The sequence below is a fragment of the Microcoleus harperi Pol14_C6 genome, from assembly GCF_036701295.1.
GTDB lineage: Bacteria > Cyanobacteriota > Cyanobacteriia > Cyanobacteriales > Microcoleaceae > Microcoleus.
In genome coordinates, this window is sequence record NZ_JAUBQN010000011.1 from 24,013 (window position 1) to 43,388 (window position 19,376).

The 19,376-nt window shown below is 46.1% G+C and carries 16 protein-coding genes; 6 read left to right on the forward strand and 10 right to left on the reverse strand.

What is annotated here, in order from left to right; all coding sequences use genetic code 11:
* Positions 1-14 precede the first annotated feature (14 nt).
* The 5 genes from QUA27_RS10625 to QUA27_RS10645 all read right to left on the reverse strand — a co-directional run bounded on the left by QUA27_RS10625 (position 15) and on the right by QUA27_RS10645 (position 7,130).
* On the reverse strand, positions 15-1,898 hold the full coding sequence (locus QUA27_RS10625; protein ID WP_333067878.1) for a glycoside hydrolase family 2 protein: 1,884 nt from the start codon (positions 1,896-1,898) through the stop codon (positions 15-17).
* A 221-nt stretch (positions 1,899-2,119) separates the two neighbouring features.
* The gene (locus QUA27_RS10630; RefSeq protein ID WP_333067880.1) at positions 2,120-2,476 is read right to left on the reverse strand and encodes an STAS domain-containing protein; all 357 of its coding nucleotides are present in this window, start codon (positions 2,474-2,476) and stop codon (positions 2,120-2,122) included.
* 104 nt (positions 2,477-2,580) lie between these two features.
* Positions 2,581-3,831, reverse strand: coding sequence for a UDP-galactopyranose mutase (gene glf, locus QUA27_RS10635; RefSeq protein WP_333067882.1), 1,251 nt, complete (start codon positions 3,829-3,831; stop codon positions 2,581-2,583).
* Positions 3,832-3,954: 123 nt separating this feature from the next.
* Complete coding sequence (locus tag QUA27_RS10640) at positions 3,955-5,256, reverse strand: glycosyltransferase family 1 protein (protein ID WP_333067884.1); 1,302 nt, start codon at positions 5,254-5,256, stop codon at positions 3,955-3,957.
* Positions 5,257-6,092: 836 nt separating this feature from the next.
* A complete protein-coding gene (locus QUA27_RS10645) occupies positions 6,093-7,130 on the reverse strand; it encodes an aldo/keto reductase (protein WP_333067886.1) in 1,038 nt (345 codons plus the stop codon).
* Between the two features lie 421 nt (positions 7,131-7,551).
* Between QUA27_RS10645 and QUA27_RS10650 the strand changes: the two genes are divergently transcribed.
* Positions 7,552-7,953: a CO2 hydration-associated protein CupS gene (locus QUA27_RS10650; RefSeq protein ID WP_333067889.1), complete on the forward strand. Its 402-nt coding sequence runs from the start codon at positions 7,552-7,554 to the stop codon at positions 7,951-7,953.
* Between the two features lie 576 nt (positions 7,954-8,529).
* Here QUA27_RS10650 and QUA27_RS10655 read toward each other — a convergent pair.
* Entirely contained in the window at positions 8,530-9,153 is a 624-nt protein-coding gene (locus QUA27_RS10655; protein WP_333067891.1) for a Uma2 family endonuclease, read from the reverse strand.
* 144 nt (positions 9,154-9,297) lie between these two features.
* On the opposite strand from QUA27_RS10655, the gene QUA27_RS10660 reads away from it, so the two are divergent.
* The 3 genes from QUA27_RS10660 to QUA27_RS10670 all read left to right on the forward strand — a co-directional run bounded on the left by QUA27_RS10660 (position 9,298) and on the right by QUA27_RS10670 (position 11,810).
* Positions 9,298-9,867, forward strand: coding sequence for an HD domain-containing protein (locus tag QUA27_RS10660; RefSeq protein WP_333067894.1), 570 nt, complete (start codon positions 9,298-9,300; stop codon positions 9,865-9,867).
* Between the two features lie 50 nt (positions 9,868-9,917).
* A complete protein-coding gene (locus QUA27_RS10665; RefSeq protein WP_333067897.1) occupies positions 9,918-11,051 on the forward strand; it encodes an ABC transporter ATP-binding protein in 1,134 nt (377 codons plus the stop codon).
* Between the two features lie 354 nt (positions 11,052-11,405).
* Positions 11,406-11,810 (forward strand): hypothetical protein, encoded by a 405-nt coding sequence (locus tag QUA27_RS10670; RefSeq protein WP_333067901.1) that lies wholly within the window; start codon positions 11,406-11,408, stop codon positions 11,808-11,810.
* A gap of 63 nt (positions 11,811-11,873) precedes the next feature.
* Here QUA27_RS10670 and QUA27_RS10675 read toward each other — a convergent pair whose 3' ends face one another.
* From QUA27_RS10675 to rbfA, 3 genes are all read right to left on the reverse strand, one after another.
* A complete protein-coding gene (locus tag QUA27_RS10675) occupies positions 11,874-12,107 on the reverse strand; it encodes a DUF4327 family protein (protein WP_333035426.1) in 234 nt (77 codons plus the stop codon).
* A gap of 362 nt (positions 12,108-12,469) precedes the next feature.
* Positions 12,470-14,113, reverse strand: coding sequence for a glycoside hydrolase family 3 protein (locus QUA27_RS10680; protein WP_333067902.1), 1,644 nt, complete (start codon positions 14,111-14,113; stop codon positions 12,470-12,472).
* An 83-nt stretch (positions 14,114-14,196) separates the two neighbouring features.
* Positions 14,197-14,640 (reverse strand): 30S ribosome-binding factor RbfA, encoded by a 444-nt coding sequence (gene rbfA, locus QUA27_RS10685; protein ID WP_333067905.1) that lies wholly within the window; start codon positions 14,638-14,640, stop codon positions 14,197-14,199.
* Positions 14,641-14,837: 197 nt separating this feature from the next.
* Between rbfA and QUA27_RS10690 the strand changes: the two genes are divergently transcribed.
* Positions 14,838-15,041, forward strand: a complete 204-nt coding sequence (locus QUA27_RS10690) for a hypothetical protein (protein ID WP_333067907.1) — start codon at positions 14,838-14,840, stop codon at positions 15,039-15,041.
* A 130-nt stretch (positions 15,042-15,171) separates the two neighbouring features.
* A complete protein-coding gene (sipA, locus tag QUA27_RS10695) occupies positions 15,172-15,411 on the forward strand; it encodes a regulatory protein SipA (protein WP_333067909.1) in 240 nt (79 codons plus the stop codon).
* Between the two features lie 242 nt (positions 15,412-15,653).
* On the opposite strand, the gene QUA27_RS10700 is transcribed toward sipA, so the two are convergent.
* The gene (locus QUA27_RS10700) at positions 15,654-19,016 is read right to left on the reverse strand and encodes an EAL domain-containing protein (protein WP_333067912.1); all 3,363 of its coding nucleotides are present in this window, start codon (positions 19,014-19,016) and stop codon (positions 15,654-15,656) included.
* Between the last annotated feature and the right edge of the window lie 360 nt (positions 19,017-19,376).

Here is a 19,376-nt window from a genome sequence, read left to right on the forward strand (position 1 = left end):
TGACTAATCACCAATTAGCATTGAGTAATAGCTTGCGGCTGTGAACTTTCTTCGGGAATATCCCAGCCAAGAGTTGCCGCAGCCATCACCTCTAGGGGAAATTTGGGAGTGCGATCGGCATACAGCAAACCGTTAGCTTCTTGGAAAGTATCGGTCAACTGCGTGTAACAAAATCCGCTGAACATTTCCACTCGGTTTACTACCTTCAACAGCGCGGTGTACCGCCTTTGCAGTTCCTGCGTGTCGGACGCGCGCACGTAGCCCCAAACCCTGTAAAAATCGGGGTTTTCGCGGCCGGCGCAGGCGATGCCTCCGAATTCTGTCAGCATCATCGGCTGTCCTTGGTGCGGGTGTCCGTCGAGGGTGAGGACTCGCCCGCCGGGACGCCCGCGATCGAACAAATCGGCTAGCTGGACTTCGGGCCCGTAGCGTTTGGCTAGGGTTTGCGGGTTGTTGTCGTAGTCGTGAATCGCCAGGATGTCGGTATCGATGCTTTCCCAGCCGTCGTTACCGATGACGGGGCGAGTCGGATCGAGGGTTTTTGTCAAGAAATACAGCGCTTGCACGTAGTTGCGGTGGGCTGCGGCTTCGACTAAATTCGGAACTCCCCAAGATTCGTTGAACGGCACCCAGACTACGATACAGGGGTGGCTGCCGTCGCGCTCGATGACTTCCGTCCACTCCCGCGTCAGCCGTTGCACGGCTTTGGGAGTGAAGCGGTAGGCGCTGGGCATTTCTTCCCAAACTAAGAGCCCCAGCACGTCAGCCCAGTACAAAAATCGCGGGTCTTCGATTTTTTGGTGCTTGCGGACGCCGTTGAAACCCATTGCTTTGACTAATTCGACATCGTGGCGCAAAGCTTCGTCCGAAGGGGCAGTCATCATGGTGTCGGGCCAGTAACCTTGGTCGAGCACCAGTCTCAGGTAGTAGGGGCGGCCGTTTAGCATGAAGCGATCGCGCTGGATGCTGACCGTCCGCATGGCGGTATAAGATTTAACCTCGTCGAGCAGTTTTCCGTCGGCCCACAACTGCACTTGAGCGTTGATTAATGTCGGTTTTTCGGGACTCCACAGCAATTCGTTGCGGTAGTCGTCGATACCGGGGTCGGAGAGGGCGATGCGGCGGTGGATTTCGCCGTTGATGACTTCGTAGGTGTCGTTGACCAGCAGCATACAGCCGATCGACAGTTTAACTTTAATCTGGATTCCCGACTGGCGATCGCCCGCGACAAACGCTTCAAAACCAATTTCCCAGCGTTCAAACTGCGGAGTCCAGCGGATGCGCTCGATATAAGTGTGAGGCACCAATTCTACCCACACCGTCTGCCAAATACCCGTCGTGCGCGGATACCAAATACTATGTGGCTCTATTTGCCAGTCTTGTTTGCCACGCGGTTGCTCCAAATCTTGCGGGTCGTCCTGGGCCCAGACTGTCACCCGCTGCCGCCCGTTGAGGTTCACAACTGCTGTAATGTCTGCTGTGAAAGGAGTGTGTCCGCCTTCGTGTTCCATGACAAACTGACCGTTCACCCAGACGCGGGCGCGGTAGTCTACGGCCCCAAAGTGGAGGAGAACTCTGCCTTCTGTATGGGGTATGTCAAATTCGCGTTCATACCAGCAGTTGGCGTGAAAATTCGTGTCGCCGATCCCGCTTTTTGCCGATTCTGGAGCAAACGGCACTTCTATAGTGTGAGTCCAATCAGAAATATCGATCGGCTGCACGCAGCGTCCTGCGTCATCATAAGCAAACCTCCACTGACCGTTGAGACAAATCCAGTTGCTCCGGCGCAGTTGTGGGCGCGGATAACCTGTTTTCCGTCCTTGAACTGTCACCTTACTATCAAGAGTTGCAGACTCTTCTATCTCACAATTTTCTAGCTCTCTACCTAACCAACTCATCGGCACATCTACCCAAAGTTATATTTATAGGTTAGCTACAATTACCACCACTTTGACAAGTTTTTTGCTGATTAATTTGCAAAAGTTCTGCCATTAAAACAGCCTCATCTGAAGGCTCTCTTGTGCTGAAGTCATTAGTCAGGAGAAGGAACAATAAACCAGGAAGAAAAAACCAGGAAGATTTTTCCTATAGCCCCCTCTCGCCCTCTCCCCCTCTCTCTCTAGCTAGCAAGACTTTGCAAACCTCCTAACGGTTCAGTTAGCTCACTTGTGAGAGAAAATTCTTCCGCAAACGGCAAACAATGAAATATTTGCTGTAATCCCGTCAGTTCAAATAAAATTCTAACTTGTTCGCTCATGGCAGAGATCAAAAGGATACATTCGCTGTCTCTAACTAATTTCACGATCGCCACTACTGCCATTAACTCGGAATTTTTCAGAAAATTTATTTTTGAGAAATCGAGCATAAGAATTTTCCCACCGCTTTCTATTAGACGCTGTATTTCTTTCTGAAACTGAGCAAATTGAGAATTCTCCAAAACCTCATGAGACAAAACAATTTTAACTAGAACGTTCATTTTTACCTCAATTCTTGTTTGAATTATTAAATAACTTTTGATGAAAACCGAGTAAGGTGCTCCGGGGGCACCTTACCTTTTTACGAGGAACTCGCAACTTCCAGCTACTTGGTAGCAGATTTGCCGTTGCCGTTGCCGTTGCCATTGCCGTTGTTGACAACAGCGACTTCTAGAGAAGCTGCGGCGGCTGGGCGAGGGGCAACTCCATTGGAGGAGCTGACATTAGAGGCAGAAGCGTTAACATTTTCTACCAATTCAATCACCGGTTTGGTAGTAATTTGTGTGTAAGTTGTCAGAGCTTGAGCGACCACTTGATCCATGTTGTAATACCTGTAAGTCGCCAGCCTTCCCACGAAAGAAACTCCCGGAGTTGCATCAGCCAAAGCCTTATATTTTTTGTAAATTTCGGCATTTTCTGGACGTGGAACCGGGTAGTAAGGGTCTCCCTCAGCTTGGGGATATTCGTAGACAATGCTAGTTTTTAGATGCTCTTGTCCGGTGAGATATTTAAACTCGGTGCAGCGAGTATATAAATGCTCGTTCGGGTAATTTACCACCGGTGCTTCTTGGTGTACAGGTACGTTCAGCGTTTCGTGCTTGAATTCCAAGGAACGGTAAGGAAGTTTGCCGTAGCAATAATTGAAATAGGAATCGACAGGTCCGGTGTAAATCATTTCTCCGTAAGGGATAAAACCCTCAATCTCCCGGTAGTCGGTATTCAGCATCACTTTGATGTTTGGGTGAGAAAGCATCTTTTCAAACATCCGAGTGTAGCCGTGCAGGGGCATTGCTTGATAGGTATCGGTAAAATAGCGATCGTCCCGGTTAATGCGAGTGGGAACGCGAGCAATCACTGATTTGTCAAGTTCCGAGGGATCCATTCCCCACTGTTTGCGGGTGTAGTTGCGGAAGAATTTCTCGTAAAGTTCGCGACCGACTTTGCTGACAACGACATCTTCGGAAGTGCGAATGTAATCTTTTGGTTCTGCTACTTTCGCGAAGAAGTCTTCTACTTCAAATGACGTGAGATTCAGTCCATAAAGTTTGTTTACGGTATTGAGATTGATGGGAATTGGCAGTAGTTGACCGTCAACGCTGGCGAGCACGCGGTGTTCGTATGGCCGCCACTCGGTGAACCGCGAAAGATACTCGAAAACTTGGCGCGAATTGGTGTGAAAAATGTGGGGGCCGTATTTGTGTACGAGGATACCATGATTGTCGTAGTGATCGTATGCATTGCCGCCGATGTGGTTGCGGGTATCAATTATCAGGACAGTTTTTCCGGCTTCATTTGCTAGTCTTTCGGCAATGACGCTACCTGCAAATCCGGCTCCGACGATTAAATAGTCAAACATTAAAACACCTCTGATTGTGGGTAAGGGTAAGGAATAATTGGTAATTGGACATACAGCGAGGAGTGTTGAGTGTTAGTTTTTGAATCCGTAAAGTGTAACTCTTTAACTTCAACCTCAACATTCCTAACTTAAAACTTTCATCCTGCCTTCTGCTTTCTGCCGTTTCTCGTCGACTGCACTTTCGATCAACCCCAGCATTTCGCCCCAGGTATTGTCCCAAGAATTGTCTGCTAAAAAGGCGTCTACTTCGCTCAGCCACTTGGTGCGAACATCTGAACTTTCGCTGAGGATTTCTTCGGCACAAGCAACGAATTCTGAAGAATTGCTAGCAATCCGAACCAAGCCGTTTTCTCCGTAGGGCCGCACCACGTCGCGGATAGGAGTAGAAATCACAGGTTTGCCGGCAGCGAGGTATTCTGGAGTTTTCGTGGGACTAATAAACTTAGTCGATTCGTTAATCGCAAAAGGCAGCATGGCGATATCCCATCCGCCAAGATAAGCTGGCAATTCTTGATAAGATTTGCCGCCGAGATAGTGGATATTTGGGTGAGTTGGCAGAGTTGCCGGGTCGATTTTCACAACCGGGCCAATGATGACTAAATGCCAGTCCGGCTTTGCTTGGGCTATGCCCGCTAGCAGTTCGATATCCATGCGTTCGTCTATGACGCCATAAAATCCCAAACGCGGGTGAGGAATGTCTTTTTGATCCGCCGGTTCTTCTGAAAGATTCCTGGCTGTCGCAAAGTGTTCTTTTTCGATGCTGCTGGGGAAGGGGTGAATGTTTGGGTGCTGGTGCTGTTTGGCTTCGTAAAGGTTGTGTCCCCCGGTAAATACTACGCTAGCGCGCTTTAATAATTGGTTTTCATTGGCTTTTAAATCCGGGTGCGCGCCTTGGAATGCTGACAGTTCATCCATGCAGTCGTAGACTACAGCTAGCGGCTTTAAGTGAGTGGTGAAACTGACAGCCATTGGTGTGTAATACCAGAGGATGTACTGGCTAATTTCCGCCGCTCGAAACAAATCATCTAGCATGGCTTGCTGAGCAGTTTGTGCTGTTGCTTCGCTGGTTCCTTCGCTCAGGTGCGGTACTATTACCCAGACTCCGCTTTCGTGGATGCTCACATCAAGCCACCAATCTGTAGCCGCGCTAAACACAGGTTCTTCTACAAAGAATACGCGACGAGTTTTGGCACAGCGACTCAAGAGATGTTGCGGGCGTTGATAGACAAAATTCCACCGCAAATGGGACAGGCAAACTAAATCTGGTGCATCTAAAGCCTCAGTTTTTGATAAGTTGGCGCGCAATGCGGGCGACGCAGCGAATTGAGATGGCGATTTGGCTGGATCTATAGAGGTAAATCGGATCTCCCATGCTCGCTCTTTATTGCTATAATTATTGTTTACTGAGTTTTCTGGGGGCGACATATTAGCCTCTGGAATTTGTCAATGAAAATTTGTCCGTTAAAAGTTGTCAATAGGATATATTTCTCAGCAGTGTCTTACTGAAAGTCGCAAGCATAAATCTGAGAACTTTTATTGACGAGCAAGCGCCGCATTCATTGAGCCAAACAAAGAAACTGTTTAGCTGCGGAAAAAACAGGCTTATCTGCTTTTTTCAGAATTGAAACTTGGAGATAAGTTAATATTGTTAGACTTGCTATTGTTGTTAAATGTAACCCAGTTTTTCTGCCCTAACTTCTATCTGAAGGATGACTTTTATCTCAGGAGACACCTAGCTTGTATGCGGGGTTCCAAAGCCGTTAAAATGCCGATCGACCGTGTAAAATGACTTTTAACTGGCAAGTACGGGGTGAAAAAAGAGCGAGTTTTATTGCTTTATTTGAAGATGAGAGAAAATTTGCCATCAAGTTTATGTTGCTTTTTGATTTGACAAACCTTGCTTTTTTTTAACTCATCCGATCGCTAATTTGGTAAATTTGTATCCTAATATACCAAGGCGCGCCAGAGATTTCTAACTTCCGATAGATTAACAATTGACAGTTTATGGAGTGAGGTTAAACTCACCGAACAGCACCTGTCTCAACAATATCACAGAAACCAGGCAACCGCAACGATAAACCTAAGATTTTGCGCGAGTCTGTGGGAAAAAACCAAGATGATGACATTGGCGCTGTGGGTGTCGGTTTAACCTCGCGCCCACAGCACAAATGTCAATCATCCCTCTAAAGGCGGGTTCGCCGATATCTGCAATCAAACCCAAAATATCAACGTAAACCCGCGACTAGAAAATGGCAGCAACTTTACAGTCGGCGGCTGTCAATCTTGGCGATTCCACCTCCAAAGGCAAAATCTTGCACCGTCGAACTCTTTAAGAAATCGTGAGGAAAACCCAATTCAATTGCACTTACTTTGTCTAACTGTTGCATTTGTTCCGGGGTTAATTCAAACTCCAAACAAGCTAAATTTTCCTGAAGTTGCGAGAGTTTGCGCGAACCCACAATCGGAATAACTTCGACTGGCTGTTGGATCAGCCAATTTAGGGCTACTTGAGAAGCAGGTTTGCCAATTTCGGCTGCTATTTTGCTAACTTCGTCAGCAATTTTGAGGTCTCGTTCGTTAATTTTTCCAGATTCAGGTGAATTCAGCCGTTTAGCTTCGCTGGCTGTTTCTGAAGTGTTGTATTTTCCTGTCAGCAAACCGGCTGCTAGGGGACTCCAAGCTGTGACGCCAATATCAAAGGCTTTTGCCATAGGGATCAAGTCCCGTTCTGGAGTTCGCTCTTTTAAAGAATACTCGATTTGCAAGCCGATAAATGGTGTCCAACCGCGCAGATTGGCCATCGTATTTGCTTGAGAAATAATCCAAGCCGGCGTATCGGAAATGCCTATGTAAAGAACTTTGCCGGCGCGCACCAAATCGTCAAAAGCGCGCATCACTTCTTCGACTGGTGTGGTAAAATCCCAAGCGTGCAGCCACAGCAAATCTATGTATTCAACTTGCAATCGCTTCAAACTTGCTTCTACTGCTTGCACCATATTTTTGCGGTGGTTGCCGAAACCGTTGATTTCGCCATTCTTCATGTTGAGGCTATACTTAGTGGCAACTACCCATTTTTCGCGATCGCCTGCGATCAACTCACCGACATATTTTTCGCTAGTACCGTTGGTGTAGAGATTCGCGGTATCAATGAAATTGCCGCCCGCTTCTGCAAAAGCGTCGAACATTTTCCGGCTTTCGTCGTAGGAGCTCCCCCAACCCCACTCTTCCCCAAAAGTCATGGTTCCTAGGCAGATTTCGGAAACGCGAAGTCCGCTGTGACCTAGTAGTTTGTATCTCATGTCACCCTTCCGCTAGTTAATGGTTGTTAACAGTTTAGATCGGGATTTGACAAACTGTTGCCATCTGTCGGGGTGGTGGGTTTTACGGGGCCTTAGCGCTGTGCTTAATGTTGAATGTTTTGCCAAGTCAATCAAAATGCCCTAGCAGGGTGATGCTTTCTCCCCGCTGCCTTTAGTCTAAAAAGCGCGCTCGTGCGATCGTCTTATTAATGTATTTAGGATTACATCGATAAATTAAAATACAGTAAAATAGCCAAACAAATATCTACCTTTAGATAGGTATTTTATGAAATGAGTTAAATAAAAAAATGTTATCTTAAATAATCAGAAAACCAGACAGAACTAGAGAAAAAATTAATGTAGCTAAATTAACTTTTTAGCGTTATAGTGATTTATAGATTACAAAAACTAGGTGACTCACTTGGCTGATATCGTTGATACCGCCGTTTCGGCTGGATCTTTTACAACCCTAGTTGCTGCTGTCAAAGCTGCTGGTTTAGTAGATACTCTCAAAGGCGCTGGCCCCTTCACAGTTTTTGCGCCTACTGACGAAGCTTTTGCTAAGCTTCCCGCAGGTACTGTAGAAGCACTGCTTAAGGACATTCCTAAGCTCACAAAAATCTTGACTTATCATGTCGTTTCTGGCAAAGTTATGGCCGCTGATGTGGTCAAGCTGAAATCTGCCAAGACAGTTGAAGGTTCAGAAGTGAAAATTGATGCTTCCAATGGCGTCAAAATCAATGATTCTACCGTTACAACAGCCGATGTGGCTGCTGATAATGGCGTCATCCACATTATTGATTCAGTCTTGCTTCCTGCGTAAGCACAGACTTAGATAGCGCAATACTATCTTGAGGGCGGTGGCTGTTGTTAGCCACCGCCCTGTTTTAATTGATAGTTGAGATTTAAATATTTTACACAGCTCAATAATTGAAACTATCGCTTTTTTCTCACTGTAGACGGAGGAAAAGTGAAAATCAGGCTCCTCTTCAATTACAGGAACGGCGGCCGGAAACCGATTCATAAGAGTAATTAAGCGATTGAAGCCCACAGAAAGCTCAGGAAGAAGAAATACTTTGAGCCAAAATTAGATTAGTTTAGAAACCACTCTCATGTTGTACAATTAAACGTAGATTGGTCAGCAAATTTTTCCACCCCCTCTCTCTTTAAAATCCCGAAAAAAGTCTTTGACGTTGATTGGAAAAAGCGGAACTTTATATATCGATGGCGATCGAATGTATCAATACTTATTTCGTTATCTGTAGTTTGAGCTATCTTAAACTCGATTTAAACCCTGCCACCTACTTATTAAACCAATTCTTAATATGAAAAATTTTACCTTGAATTTAATTCTTTAATTTAGCTTTTATGGTTTTAATAAATTATTTTGACCAATTACTCAAGCCAACAATTCACTCACAGCTACGCTAAAACCTGCAAGCACACTTTGAGTGTTAACCACTTCCTCCGGATTACACAACCGCCAGCGTTGCCCTGCATTCACAAATACTAATCTCGCTTCAGGAAATAGCAACCAAACTTCTAAACATCCCGATTCCAAATATTTCTGAGCTTTCGCAAATAACTCTTCGCCGCTATCTTCGGGGGAAGCAACTTCCGCTATCAAAGGAAAACTTTGGGAAAATGCTGTAAAATTGCCTGATTCGGGCAACAATTCAGGAGTAATGTAAGCAACATCGGGACGGCGACCCTGTTTGTTAGTGCGGCAAAGGACTTCTGTAACAACTTCTCCTCCCTGTCCGCTGGAATTTTTGTAATTTCTCCAGTAGCTCGATAATTTAGATTGAGCGAGGCCGTGCTTGAATGTCATTCCTGTTTTCTCCACTAAGTTGCCGTCAACCCATTCCATTCTATCAGCAGGTTTGACTAAAAAATCTTCAAGAGATATGACTTTTTTAGGCTCAGATTCGTGGAAAATTTCTGGTGTATTTTCTAATTGAGGATGTGATTCTAACTCTGAGTTTTTGTCGGCATTTTGGGGTATAATTCTAGTAGCTGTCATGCTCGCAACCTCTGTTTAACTATTATAAGTTTACAAGCGATCGCTCTCGATCACATTTAATGACATGATTGAAATTGGTAGATTTGGTCTTTTCAACTTAGCCAGACAATTTATATATCATAGCAATTCAGAAAGGTGACTTTCATGATTCTCTCAAACCGTTTTTCTGAAGCCCTCACCTATGCCGCCGAATTGCACGCTACCCAACTTCGCAAAGGTTCTGGCGTTCCCTACATTGCTCATTTGTTGGGCACTGCTAGTATAGCTTTAGAATATGGAGCAAATGAAGATGAGGCGATCGCAGCTTTGCTTCACGATGCGATCGAAGATCAAGGTGGCGCCATCACCCGCGAAGCCATCCGCTACCGCTTTGGTGATACCGTCACAGCGATTGTAGACGGCTGTACCGACAGTGACGAGACGCCGAAACCCCCTTGGCGTCAGCGAAAGCAAGCTTATATCGATCGCATTTATACAGCTTCTGGCTCGGTCAGATTAGTCTCGGCTGCTGATAAACTTTATAATGTCCGATCGATCCTGAAAGATTACCGTCAATTAGGAGATACTGTTTGGGAACGCTTCAAAGGTGGCAAAGATGGTTCTCTCTGGTATTATCGTTCTTTAGTAGAAGCATTCCGCCAAGCTGAGTTAACGCCTATAGTTGAAGAATTAGACCGCACAGTTTTAGAATTGGAACAGTTTTCTGAAGGCTGAATACTGAAGGTAAAAATCACTAATTATCAATTACCAATTACAGTCACACAATGGCAAATGTTCGCTTAGAAAATATTACCCGACGCTACCAAAACGTCACCGCGATCGAAAATATCAGCTTCAAAATCCCGGACGGGGAATTTTGGGTATTAGTCGGGCCATCCGGCTGCGGAAAATCGACAATTATGCGGACAATTGCAGGTTTAGAAACCGCAACTTCCGGCAATCTTTACATCGGAGATAATTTAGTTAACAACATTCCGGCGAGACAGCGGGATGTAGCAATGGTGTTTCAAAATTACGCGCTTTATCCGCACATGACTGTCGCAGAAAACTTGGCATTTGGATTGCGGATGCGGAATGTTGACCCGACTAAAATTCAAGAACGAGTCGAAACAGTAGCCCGATCGCTCTCGATCGACCACCTCCTCAAGCGTAAGCCCAAACAGCTATCAGGCGGACAGCAGCAGCGGGTAGCACTGGGAAGGGCGATCGCCCGCGAACCGAAAGTATTTCTTTTAGATGAACCGCTTTCTAACCTCGATGCTCAACTGCGAGATGACACTAGAGCAGAACTCAAACAACTGCATCAACGGCTGGGAATTACCACAATTTACGTCACCCACGACCAAGTGGAAGCGATGACTTTAGCTGATAAGATTGTGGTCTTAAATGGGGGAAAAATTCAACAAATAGGAGACCCGCAAAGCATTTATGCTAAACCAGCGAACCGCATGGTGGCAACATTTTTAGGCAATCCCGCCATGAACATTTTGCCTGTAATATATACTAACGAATGTTTTCAAGTAGGAAATCAACATTTAGCCTGTCCGCCCTCGATTCAGAAAAAATTGCACGCGAGAGAAGGACAAGGATTTGATTTGGGCATCCGTCCAGAAAATATAGAAATCTTTACGCCACAAACCGCAGAAGAAGATGATTTGAAAACCGATGTTTGGGCATTAGAAAAAGTCCCTCTTGATGTAGAAGTAAAAGTAGTGGAACCTCTGGGACGAGAAACTTTAATTCGGGCGAGTTTGCCGTTGTTGAGCGCGGAAACTACTGTACAGTTACAAATACCTGCGAGTGTTCGCTTGCGATCGGGTGATCGACTGACGGTACAACTTGACTTCGATCGACTATTTATATTTGACCCCTCCACTGGTGAGGCGCTTTATCCTTAACGGATTGAACAGGGCTTACGCACGAGTATCAGCCACCAGGTCTTTTTAGTCGCAGTGCCTAAGTCCTGTTCAATCTAAAATCTAAAATCTAAAATAGACTGAGCCTTCCACTGGGAAAGTCTCGATTCGCAGTTACAAAAGTTTACACTTGACATTTATTAATTTCCGAAGTAATGATACGATTAGTATTGGCACAACGGCAAAACGTCCCCCAAAAGCTGATATTTCCTGCTGACTTGGGGCGCTCGCTACCCACAAGACAAGCATCTTCTCCCTAAGAAGTGGCTTTACGCCCCGACTTGGGAGCAACTAGCGAAGCAAAAACTCAGAAAAACGTTCTAGCGGCATTTTTAGATGAATCCCGACAACCTGCCTCAAATGCTGCAAACAGGATTTCACCTAACTTTAGGTGCAACTTCCTTTTTAATTGAGACATTGCAAGATCCTCTGAAGCGAGAAGAAAATCTTGACAAACTCAAGTCAGATTTTGGCCAGCTAGCCGATGAGCTGCTGGAAAAAGGAGAAATGACTGAGCGAGAAGCCCGGAATTTTGTAGATACTATTTTATCTCAACCGGGCGATCGGGAGAATGCAGACAATGAATCTGTCTCGCCCAAGCAATCAGATGCAGCGACTGATGCTCCTCCCGATTCGGTTGTACAGCCTAACGTAAAGCTAGAGATTCAAGAATTAACTGCACACATGGCAGCGCTGAGGGCCGAGTTGGAAAATTTGCGCGCCGAAAATTCCCAGTATTAAAGAATCAAGAGTCTTTAACACAGCCGGAGTTTACTTGCCAACTTAATTTAAGAGAACCAAACTTTAGTCATTGTCCCATTTTTCAGAACCTATCAGGTCGGCAATGCGATCGCGCAGCAAGAAGTCGCATTTTTCTAATTCGCACTCTACACAAGCCCATTCCCGAGGAGGAATGAATTGGCACAGGGTGTAGATCGGCTGTTGGCGGCTGAGAACACCCTCATGCACGAGCTGACGCGCTTCATCTTGGATCACATCTAAAGAGTATTGGATTTGGGGAATAGTGGAGTGAATCATAATGCGCCCTCAATGTTTTACTAAAAAATTTTATGGCCCTGGTAATAATATAGTCCAAACTTACGAATATGGAAGTTAAATTTTGTCCGTATCCAGCTATACAATTCACTGCTGTAAATAAAAATAAATTATACGAATCATCAGTAAGTGATGGGATCTGTCTTAGGATATTGATAAAAAGCACATTTTCCTGACTAGCAAGCGGATCTGCAGGAAAGCTCAATTCAGAACTTAGGAACCCGCATGAGATTCCCGGTTTCTGGATGCTTTGCCACCAAAGGCAACATTTCTTGCGAGAAACCGGGTTGATGAATTTAAGTTTTGACGGAAACAGCAAAGGAAAGATTTACCAATCCGGCAACTCAAGCATTAGCAGTTCCGTCAATGCCGAATAGCACTTCTAGAGCGAGAGATTGCGCTGCAGGCATCTGCCCATAACAAAATACATAAGGAATACTCGGAGGCAAGTGTGGTAAAAATTGCTCTAAAACGTAGGGACTGCCGTAAATTAACACAGCTTGCAGTTCTCCCGTTTTTAATAATTTCTTAAACCAATCTTGAGCTGCTTCGGTCAAACCAGCACTGCCTCGGAAGCAATTGCCGCGAATGAAAATTTGCAGCAGTGTCGGAGAAAAATGCTCTGCACTTGTATTTTCAGCGATCGAAACTGTGCGATCGTCAATTAGTTGCAATTCGTAACCAAACTGTTCGGGAATGGCGATCGCCGGAGTGTGATTGCCCAAAAACTCGCACCCCAAAACATCATCTACAACAATCAAATTCCGCAAAAGCCCGTTTTCTGGGGGTTGTGCAACCTGCAAAGGTAGATTGCCACCAAATTTCAAAGAATCTCGCAAAATATCGGCAGCAGTTGCCCTTGCCTGTGGGTTTGCCAGCAAACTTAAGTCGATCGACTCCAGGGATTGTAAATTCTTGCTTCCCCCCTTAGTAAGGGGGGGTTGGGGGGGTTCAGAAATCAACATACCCACCTTTATTTTCGCTTTCCAAATGCGCTTGACAGATTCCTTGATTTGTGATAATAAGATCCGCCCTTGAGTGACAGCTTCGCAGATCGCGAGAATCGCACCTTCCGGGTCAAGCGGCATCAGCAAAATATCCGCACCAGCCTCAGCAGCCAAAACAGCAGCTTCATTAGCGCCGTACTTATTGGCGATCGCACCCATCACCAAAGCATCCGTCACAATCAAACCTTCAAATCCCAACTCTTCTCGCAGCTTCCCAATCAAAATTTTGCGAGAAAGAGTAGCAGGAAACTCCGCATCCCAAGCCGGAATCAGCAAGTGAGCACTCATCACAGCATCGACCCCAGCAGCCATCGCCTCAACAAAAGGAGGCAACTCAACCTCAGTCAATCTCGCTGGCGAATGTGGCAAAACCGGCAATTCCAAGTGAGAATCAACCGCCGTGTCGCCGTGGCCGGGAAAATGCTTAGCTGTGGTCAAAACCGGGTGATCGCCTGCGCCTCTAATAAAAGCAGCGGCTAATTTCCCGACAATTTCCGGTGTCTCGCCAAAAGCGCGGACGTTAATCACAGGATTGTCGGGATTGTTGTTAACATCAACGACGGGTGCGAGAATCCAATTTAGACCGATCGCCCTAGCTTCGATCGCGGTCACAGCGCCCATTTGTTCAGCATATCGATCGGCTTTACCTGCATCGTGTCGCGCCACTTCAGCAATCGCCATCGGCGGTCCGAACCAAGTCGCCCCCGCGAACCGCTGGCCGACACCTTCCTCAATATCAGCCGCCAGCAGTAGCGGAAACTTGGCCCAAGACTGCAATTGGTGCGATCGAACTGCCAACTCCGCAGCACTTCCCCCGACCAAAATCACCCCCCCGACGCCCAACTTTTCCAGATAATAGCGGAGTTTGCTAGCCGTTGGTTCCCATTCGGGATAGCGAATTTGGTGGTCGAACAAGCAGCCAGAAGCGCGCACCACGAACATCTGGGCCACCAGTTCTGGTAAGGAAAGATTGTCAATCATGGGAAATTAGGAATTGTGGACTGTTGACTGTGGACTGTTGACTGTGGACTGTTGACAGGAAAGCTGTTGACTACCTTCAGGCACTAATCCTCGTCTGCTTCTAAATCATCATCATCATCATCATCATTTTCATTGCCCTCGGCCAATTCTTCGTCATCAAACATACCTGGTTTGCGATCGGCAGAAAGCTGATTCAGCAGTATCAGCATTTTATCGCCCCGTTCCAAAGAACGGTCTTCGAGAAAAATTACTTCCGGCGTCCGGCGCAGTTGCAATCGTTGGCCCAACTGACTGCGGACGTAGCTAGTAGCAGATTTCAAACCCTCCATAGTCTCGGCCTTCGCCTCATCAGTACCGTAGATGCTGACAAAAATTTTTGTATGCTGAAGGTCTCCCGAAACAATTACATCGGTGACGCTAACCATACCGGCACCTACCCGGTCGTCCTTAATTCCATTCAGCAACATCAGGCTGACTTCCCGTTTAATCATTGAAGCTACACGCTCAATGCGACGACTTGTAGCCATAACACCTACTCCTCTAGTTTCCTAATCAGCCATTTTCATCCCGATTGACAATTGTAGCGCGATCGGTCAGGGGTGTTACGGGCGATCGTCCGAGTTAGGGGTGAGAGACAGCTTAGAGGAAAAAAATGTTTGATTGCCATAGGTGAATATATAGCTAATATAGAGGTGTAGAGTGAGAGACAGCTTAGAGGAAAAAAATGTTTGATTGGATTGTCAAAACCGTAGCCGATGCTTCAGGGATAACTAACCAGCTAAAGATAGCTGAATGGGCAAGATTGAACAGGACTAACCCTTTCGATATGGGAGCCAAAAACTACCAACGATGTGTTTATGACTTAGGGTTAGGGGGAAAATATCATGAACTTGAATATAACGAAGATGGAAGCCTAAAATATCAATAATTTTGCCGTAATTCCCTTGATTATGATTCATACTTACCCATTTTATTATCCATCCCTAATCAATCAATTAAACAGAAACATTTGTTGTCAAAATTCCTTTATCGCTGTGTTTTTTTAGGAAATAAAACTCATGGAAAAAGAATTTACAATCGGTCAAAAAGTCAGAGTTGTGGCGATGCCGCCTTACGTCAAAACTGCCGAACCGATGCCGATGCTGCGGCCTGCGAATTTAATTGCGATCGGCGCTGAAGGCGTTGTGATCGATCGGCGTCCCGGCAATTATTGGGGAATTCGTTTTGAAAAAGGTGCTTTTCTGTTAGACAGTCAGTACATTGAAGCAGCGGAAACTAATGTAGAAGGTAATGGGTAATGGGCAAGGGGGAGTGGGGAATGGGAAGGAGGGAATTGATCTGATATCAAATTCGTTGGTCTCAAAATTATTCATCTCTCTCTTCTGGAGACTCAGCGCCCTCTGCGTTCTCTGCGGTTAAATCATTCCGAAACAACAGTAAACCCTATGAGAAATTAACATTTCCCTTTTCCTTCTTCCCTCAACATCCCTTCCTCAAATCCGTTAAATCCCATTGCTGGCTCGTTGCCGAATTTCCTTTTTCAACAAGCCAGCTTAGCTTCAAAAGCCAAAGAATTAACAGGAAACTCCCCCAAAAATTCCTCTAAAATAGGAGATGTGAAGTTACAAGGTTGAGGCTTTCCCAAATGATAACCTTGAGCGTAATCTACGCCAAGTTCATTGAGTTTATCCATAATTGTTTGATTTTCAACATACTCGGCAATAGTTTTAATTCCCATTACGTGAGCGATTTTGGTAATAGCTTCCACCATTGCGACATCAATAGGATTATCGACAATATGCTTAATAAAATTGCCGTCTATTTTGAGATAATCAACCGGCAAGCTTTTCAGGTAAGCAAAGGAAGACATCCCGCTGCCGAAGTCGTCCAAGGCAAACTGGCAGCCTAGTTCCTTGAGCTGCCAAATCAAGCTGGCTGCCTTACTGAGATTACCAATGGCAACGGTTTCGGTAATTTCAAAACAAATTATTTGTGGCGGTATTTGATGGATAGAAAACTGTTCCTGAATAAACTCGATAAACTTTTCTTCGTTGAGGCTGTCGCCAGAAAGGTTGATTGAATAAAGGTTGGGATATTTGCCAAATGACGATTGCAGATCGGAAAGAGAGCAAGCAGGGAAGGTAACTATTTTATCGCTGCCTACCGCGGGGTTTTGGACTAATAAATTTGCCGTGAAAATTTTAGATAAATTGCTAAATAAAGTGCTAATTACCCAGCGGTCGATCGCGTGCATCAAGTTGTAGCGTTCTGCCGCCGGAATAAACGCCATCGGCGATACCAACTCACCAGTTTCCAACTGGAGGCGCAGGAGGATTTCGCAGTGGGTTCCGGTGGTTGGAGAGTTGAGCAAAGGTACGATCGGCTGAGAGTACAAGCAAAAGCGATTCTCTTCTAAAGCTTGATGAATTTGCACCACCCACTCGGTTTCGCCATGCTGTTTGATTAATTCTCGATCGCCGGCTTGATAAACCTGTACCCGGTTGCGACCTTTATTTTTAGCAGCGTAGCAGGCCATATCGACCGCGCTCAAAATCGCAGATGTCGAGGCTGTTTTGGGATTGATTGCTACCAAACCGATACTGACGCCGATCGAAAAAGTTTTGTCCTGCCACGCAAAGCGGAATGCCTGAATGCTTCGCAGGAGCGTTTCAGCAACGTTCAATCCTCGTTCGACGGGACAGTGGTACAGGAGTACGGCAAATTCATCGCCACCCAGACGTGCCACAATATCGGTTTTGCGGATATTGCTTTTAAATAGCTGGCTGACTTGGCGCAGCAGTTCGTCCCCAGCAGCATGACCGCAGGTGTCGTTAACTATTTTGAAGCGATCGAGATCCAGGTAAAGCATCACGTGTTCTTGCCCGTAACCTTGAGCGCCGTGTAGGGCGTGCTCTAGCTGGTACTCAAATTCCCGGCGGTTGACTAATTGCGTCAGGGGGTCATGAGTTGCCTGCCAGGTGAGTTGCCGCGCTTGAGTTCGCACTTGTGTGACATCTCGGAACACAACGACGGCCCCGACAATTTCGCCGCTGCTAGCGTGGATGGGGGCGACGCAGTGGTCGATCGCAAATTCGGTGTTGTTGCGGTCAATCAGCAAGCTGTTGTGTCCTTGGTCAACAATCCGACCTTCGCACAAAGCGATTTCGGCGATATTTTCGGTCGGCCGCCTGGTAGTTTCGTCAACTATTCTCAGCACGCTGGCGAGGGGCAAACCCTTAGCTTCCGAGGTAGACCAACCCGTGAGTTGTTCGGCAACTGGATTAAGTGTGGAAATGCAGCCGTCGGCGTCAGTAGTGATTACGGCATCGCCGATCGATTGTAGAGTAACCTGAGCGAGTTCTTTTTCTTCAAAAAATGCTTGTTCCATGCGCTTGCGATCGGTAATATCTCGCTGCACCGACACCCAGTGGGTAACGTTCCCGGAGGTGTCGGTAACTGGTACGCTGTTTAGTTCCACCCAATAAGTGGAACCGTCTTTGCGGTAGTTAATCAATTCCAGACGTAGGGGTTCTCGGCGAGAGAAAGCACGGCGAATTTTAGCTACCTGGGTGGGGTCGCTTTCTGGGCCGCGCAAGCAACTGGGGGTTTGTCCGATGATTTCTTCGGGTAGGTAGCCCGTCATTTGGGTAAAAGCTTCGTTGGCATAGATGATGGTGGGGTCGGAGATATCGCTGTCTCCCGCATCCATAATCACGATTGCGTCGTTAGCGTTCACTACAGCAGATTCTAAAAGGTGGAGTCTGGTCTCGGCCCGCACGCGGGTAGCAATTTCCCTTTCTAGTCGGGCGTTAGTCAAGCTGAGGGATGCGATCGCTTTTTCCAATTCCTTAGTTCTTTCTGCCACTGAATCGTGCAGAACATCGATCGCCCCGGACATTTCCATCGGGTCAAGTACGCGCAGTATGTTGGTTTGAGTAACTATTCCCAGGAGTTCTCCCTGTTCCCCCGTTACTACCAACCTGCGGACTAAACGCTCGTGCATTTCCTGATGAGCTACCCACAGCGAGTCTTCTTGCTTGAGGCTAAATAAGGGGGTACTCATCACAGTTTGGGCGATCGTTTTCGACAAATCTATATCTAAAGCTTGAAATTCTACAATATCCCGTTCTGTGACTATACCTACTGGAATGGGGAACGGTAAGTTTCTCGATAATTCTGTTGATTCGGTAATTACTACGCAGCTAACGCGGTGCTGCGCCATCAACTCGGCTAAACTCCTAACTGACGCAAAGCGAGGTGCTTGAATGACTTGTGCGGTCATTACTTCTTTCACGCGGCGCATTTTTAAGATATTTGCCGGTTTCAGCATGGCTTGCCGAATGCTTTCCGGGGTAATTACTCCTAAGAGTTGACCTTCACTATCCAATATTGGCAAATGCTTAATTCTTCTTTGCCCCAGCAGAATTAGGGCGCTGAAAATATCTTGAGTCTCGGATTTTGTCAGAGTTGCTGCAGGCTGCTTCATCACTTCTGCGATGGTGACACCTTTTAAGTTTTTGCCCGATGCAATCAAATCGACAAGATCCCTTTCGGTGAAAATTCCTTGCAATTGAGAATGTGAACCAGAGTGCGAGGATAATTTTTCTAGGGATTTTTCCACGACAAAGACGCAGATACCTGTCGCGTCTCTGAATGCACTTGACGTGGGGGAATTTGCAATGTCTGTTAGTGGCTGATAGATATCGGTTGGTGGAATGGCTGCGTTTAGAGAGCAACTTCCGCGCCGTTGGCCCATCAGGGTAATTACTTCTGCTAGTGGGGTATCGGGGGCAACGGTCAAGGGGTAGCGGTCTATTACTTGAGCTAAGGTTGGCAGATACTTGGAGGAATCGTTTTTGAGCATATTTAATTGAGTTTTGGGATCGCGTGGACTCTGCGACATTCCAAAAAAGTGCTGGTTTCCAAGCACTAGGTGGATTTTTACGGGGCTGCTGAGACCTAATTAAAACTTATTGTTAAAAATGCAGCCGAGCTTGGGCTGGGGATCAAGCCAGTCACTGCTTTTCCTCTACCTATAAAGTTATAAGCTTATCTTTATTTTAAATTAATTTTTCAGTCTCGTGACACTTTTATTAAAAACACAGTATTTTATGTGAACTTTTTGCGATAGGATCATCCCTAAAATCCTCCCTCGTATTGAGAATTATCTCCATCTTCAGAAAGACGCATCGGTTGGCTATATTAACTAACCTAGAAGAGGTTACTACAAAAGTGCACTGTATGAAGTTCGGCAGTGTTAAGT

What these genes read in the sequence shown, in the direction of transcription:
- sipA (WP_333067909.1), top strand. Translation starts at nt 15,172, where the DNA reads ATGGAAAAAGAATTTACAATCGGTCAAAAAGTCAGAGTTGTGGCGATG.
- rbfA (WP_333067905.1), bottom strand. Translation starts at nt 14,640, where the DNA reads ATGGCTACAAGTCGTCGCATTGAGCGTGTAGCTTCAATGATTAAACGG.
- QUA27_RS10690 (WP_333067907.1), top strand. Translation starts at nt 14,838, where the DNA reads ATGTTTGATTGGATTGTCAAAACCGTAGCCGATGCTTCAGGGATAACT.
- QUA27_RS10655 (WP_333067891.1), bottom strand. Translation starts at nt 9,153, where the DNA reads ATGACAGCTACTAGAATTATACCCCAAAATGCCGACAAAAACTCAGAG.
- QUA27_RS10675 (WP_333035426.1), bottom strand. Translation starts at nt 12,107, where the DNA reads ATGATTCACTCCACTATTCCCCAAATCCAATACTCTTTAGATGTGATC.
- QUA27_RS10680 (WP_333067902.1), bottom strand. Translation starts at nt 14,113, where the DNA reads ATGATTGACAATCTTTCCTTACCAGAACTGGTGGCCCAGATGTTCGTG.
- QUA27_RS10670 (WP_333067901.1), top strand. Translation starts at nt 11,406, where the DNA reads ATGAATCCCGACAACCTGCCTCAAATGCTGCAAACAGGATTTCACCTA.
- QUA27_RS10665 (WP_333067897.1), top strand. Translation starts at nt 9,918, where the DNA reads ATGGCAAATGTTCGCTTAGAAAATATTACCCGACGCTACCAAAACGTC.
- QUA27_RS10625 (WP_333067878.1), bottom strand. Translation starts at nt 1,898, where the DNA reads ATGAGTTGGTTAGGTAGAGAGCTAGAAAATTGTGAGATAGAAGAGTCT.
- QUA27_RS10660 (WP_333067894.1), top strand. Translation starts at nt 9,298, where the DNA reads ATGATTCTCTCAAACCGTTTTTCTGAAGCCCTCACCTATGCCGCCGAA.
- QUA27_RS10640 (WP_333067884.1), bottom strand. Translation starts at nt 5,256, where the DNA reads ATGTCGCCCCCAGAAAACTCAGTAAACAATAATTATAGCAATAAAGAG.
- QUA27_RS10645 (WP_333067886.1), bottom strand. Translation starts at nt 7,130, where the DNA reads ATGAGATACAAACTACTAGGTCACAGCGGACTTCGCGTTTCCGAAATC.
- QUA27_RS10630 (WP_333067880.1), bottom strand. Translation starts at nt 2,476, where the DNA reads ATGAACGTTCTAGTTAAAATTGTTTTGTCTCATGAGGTTTTGGAGAAT.
- glf (WP_333067882.1), bottom strand. Translation starts at nt 3,831, where the DNA reads ATGTTTGACTATTTAATCGTCGGAGCCGGATTTGCAGGTAGCGTCATT.
- QUA27_RS10700 (WP_333067912.1), bottom strand. Translation starts at nt 19,016, where the DNA reads ATGTCGCAGAGTCCACGCGATCCCAAAACTCAATTAAATATGCTCAAA.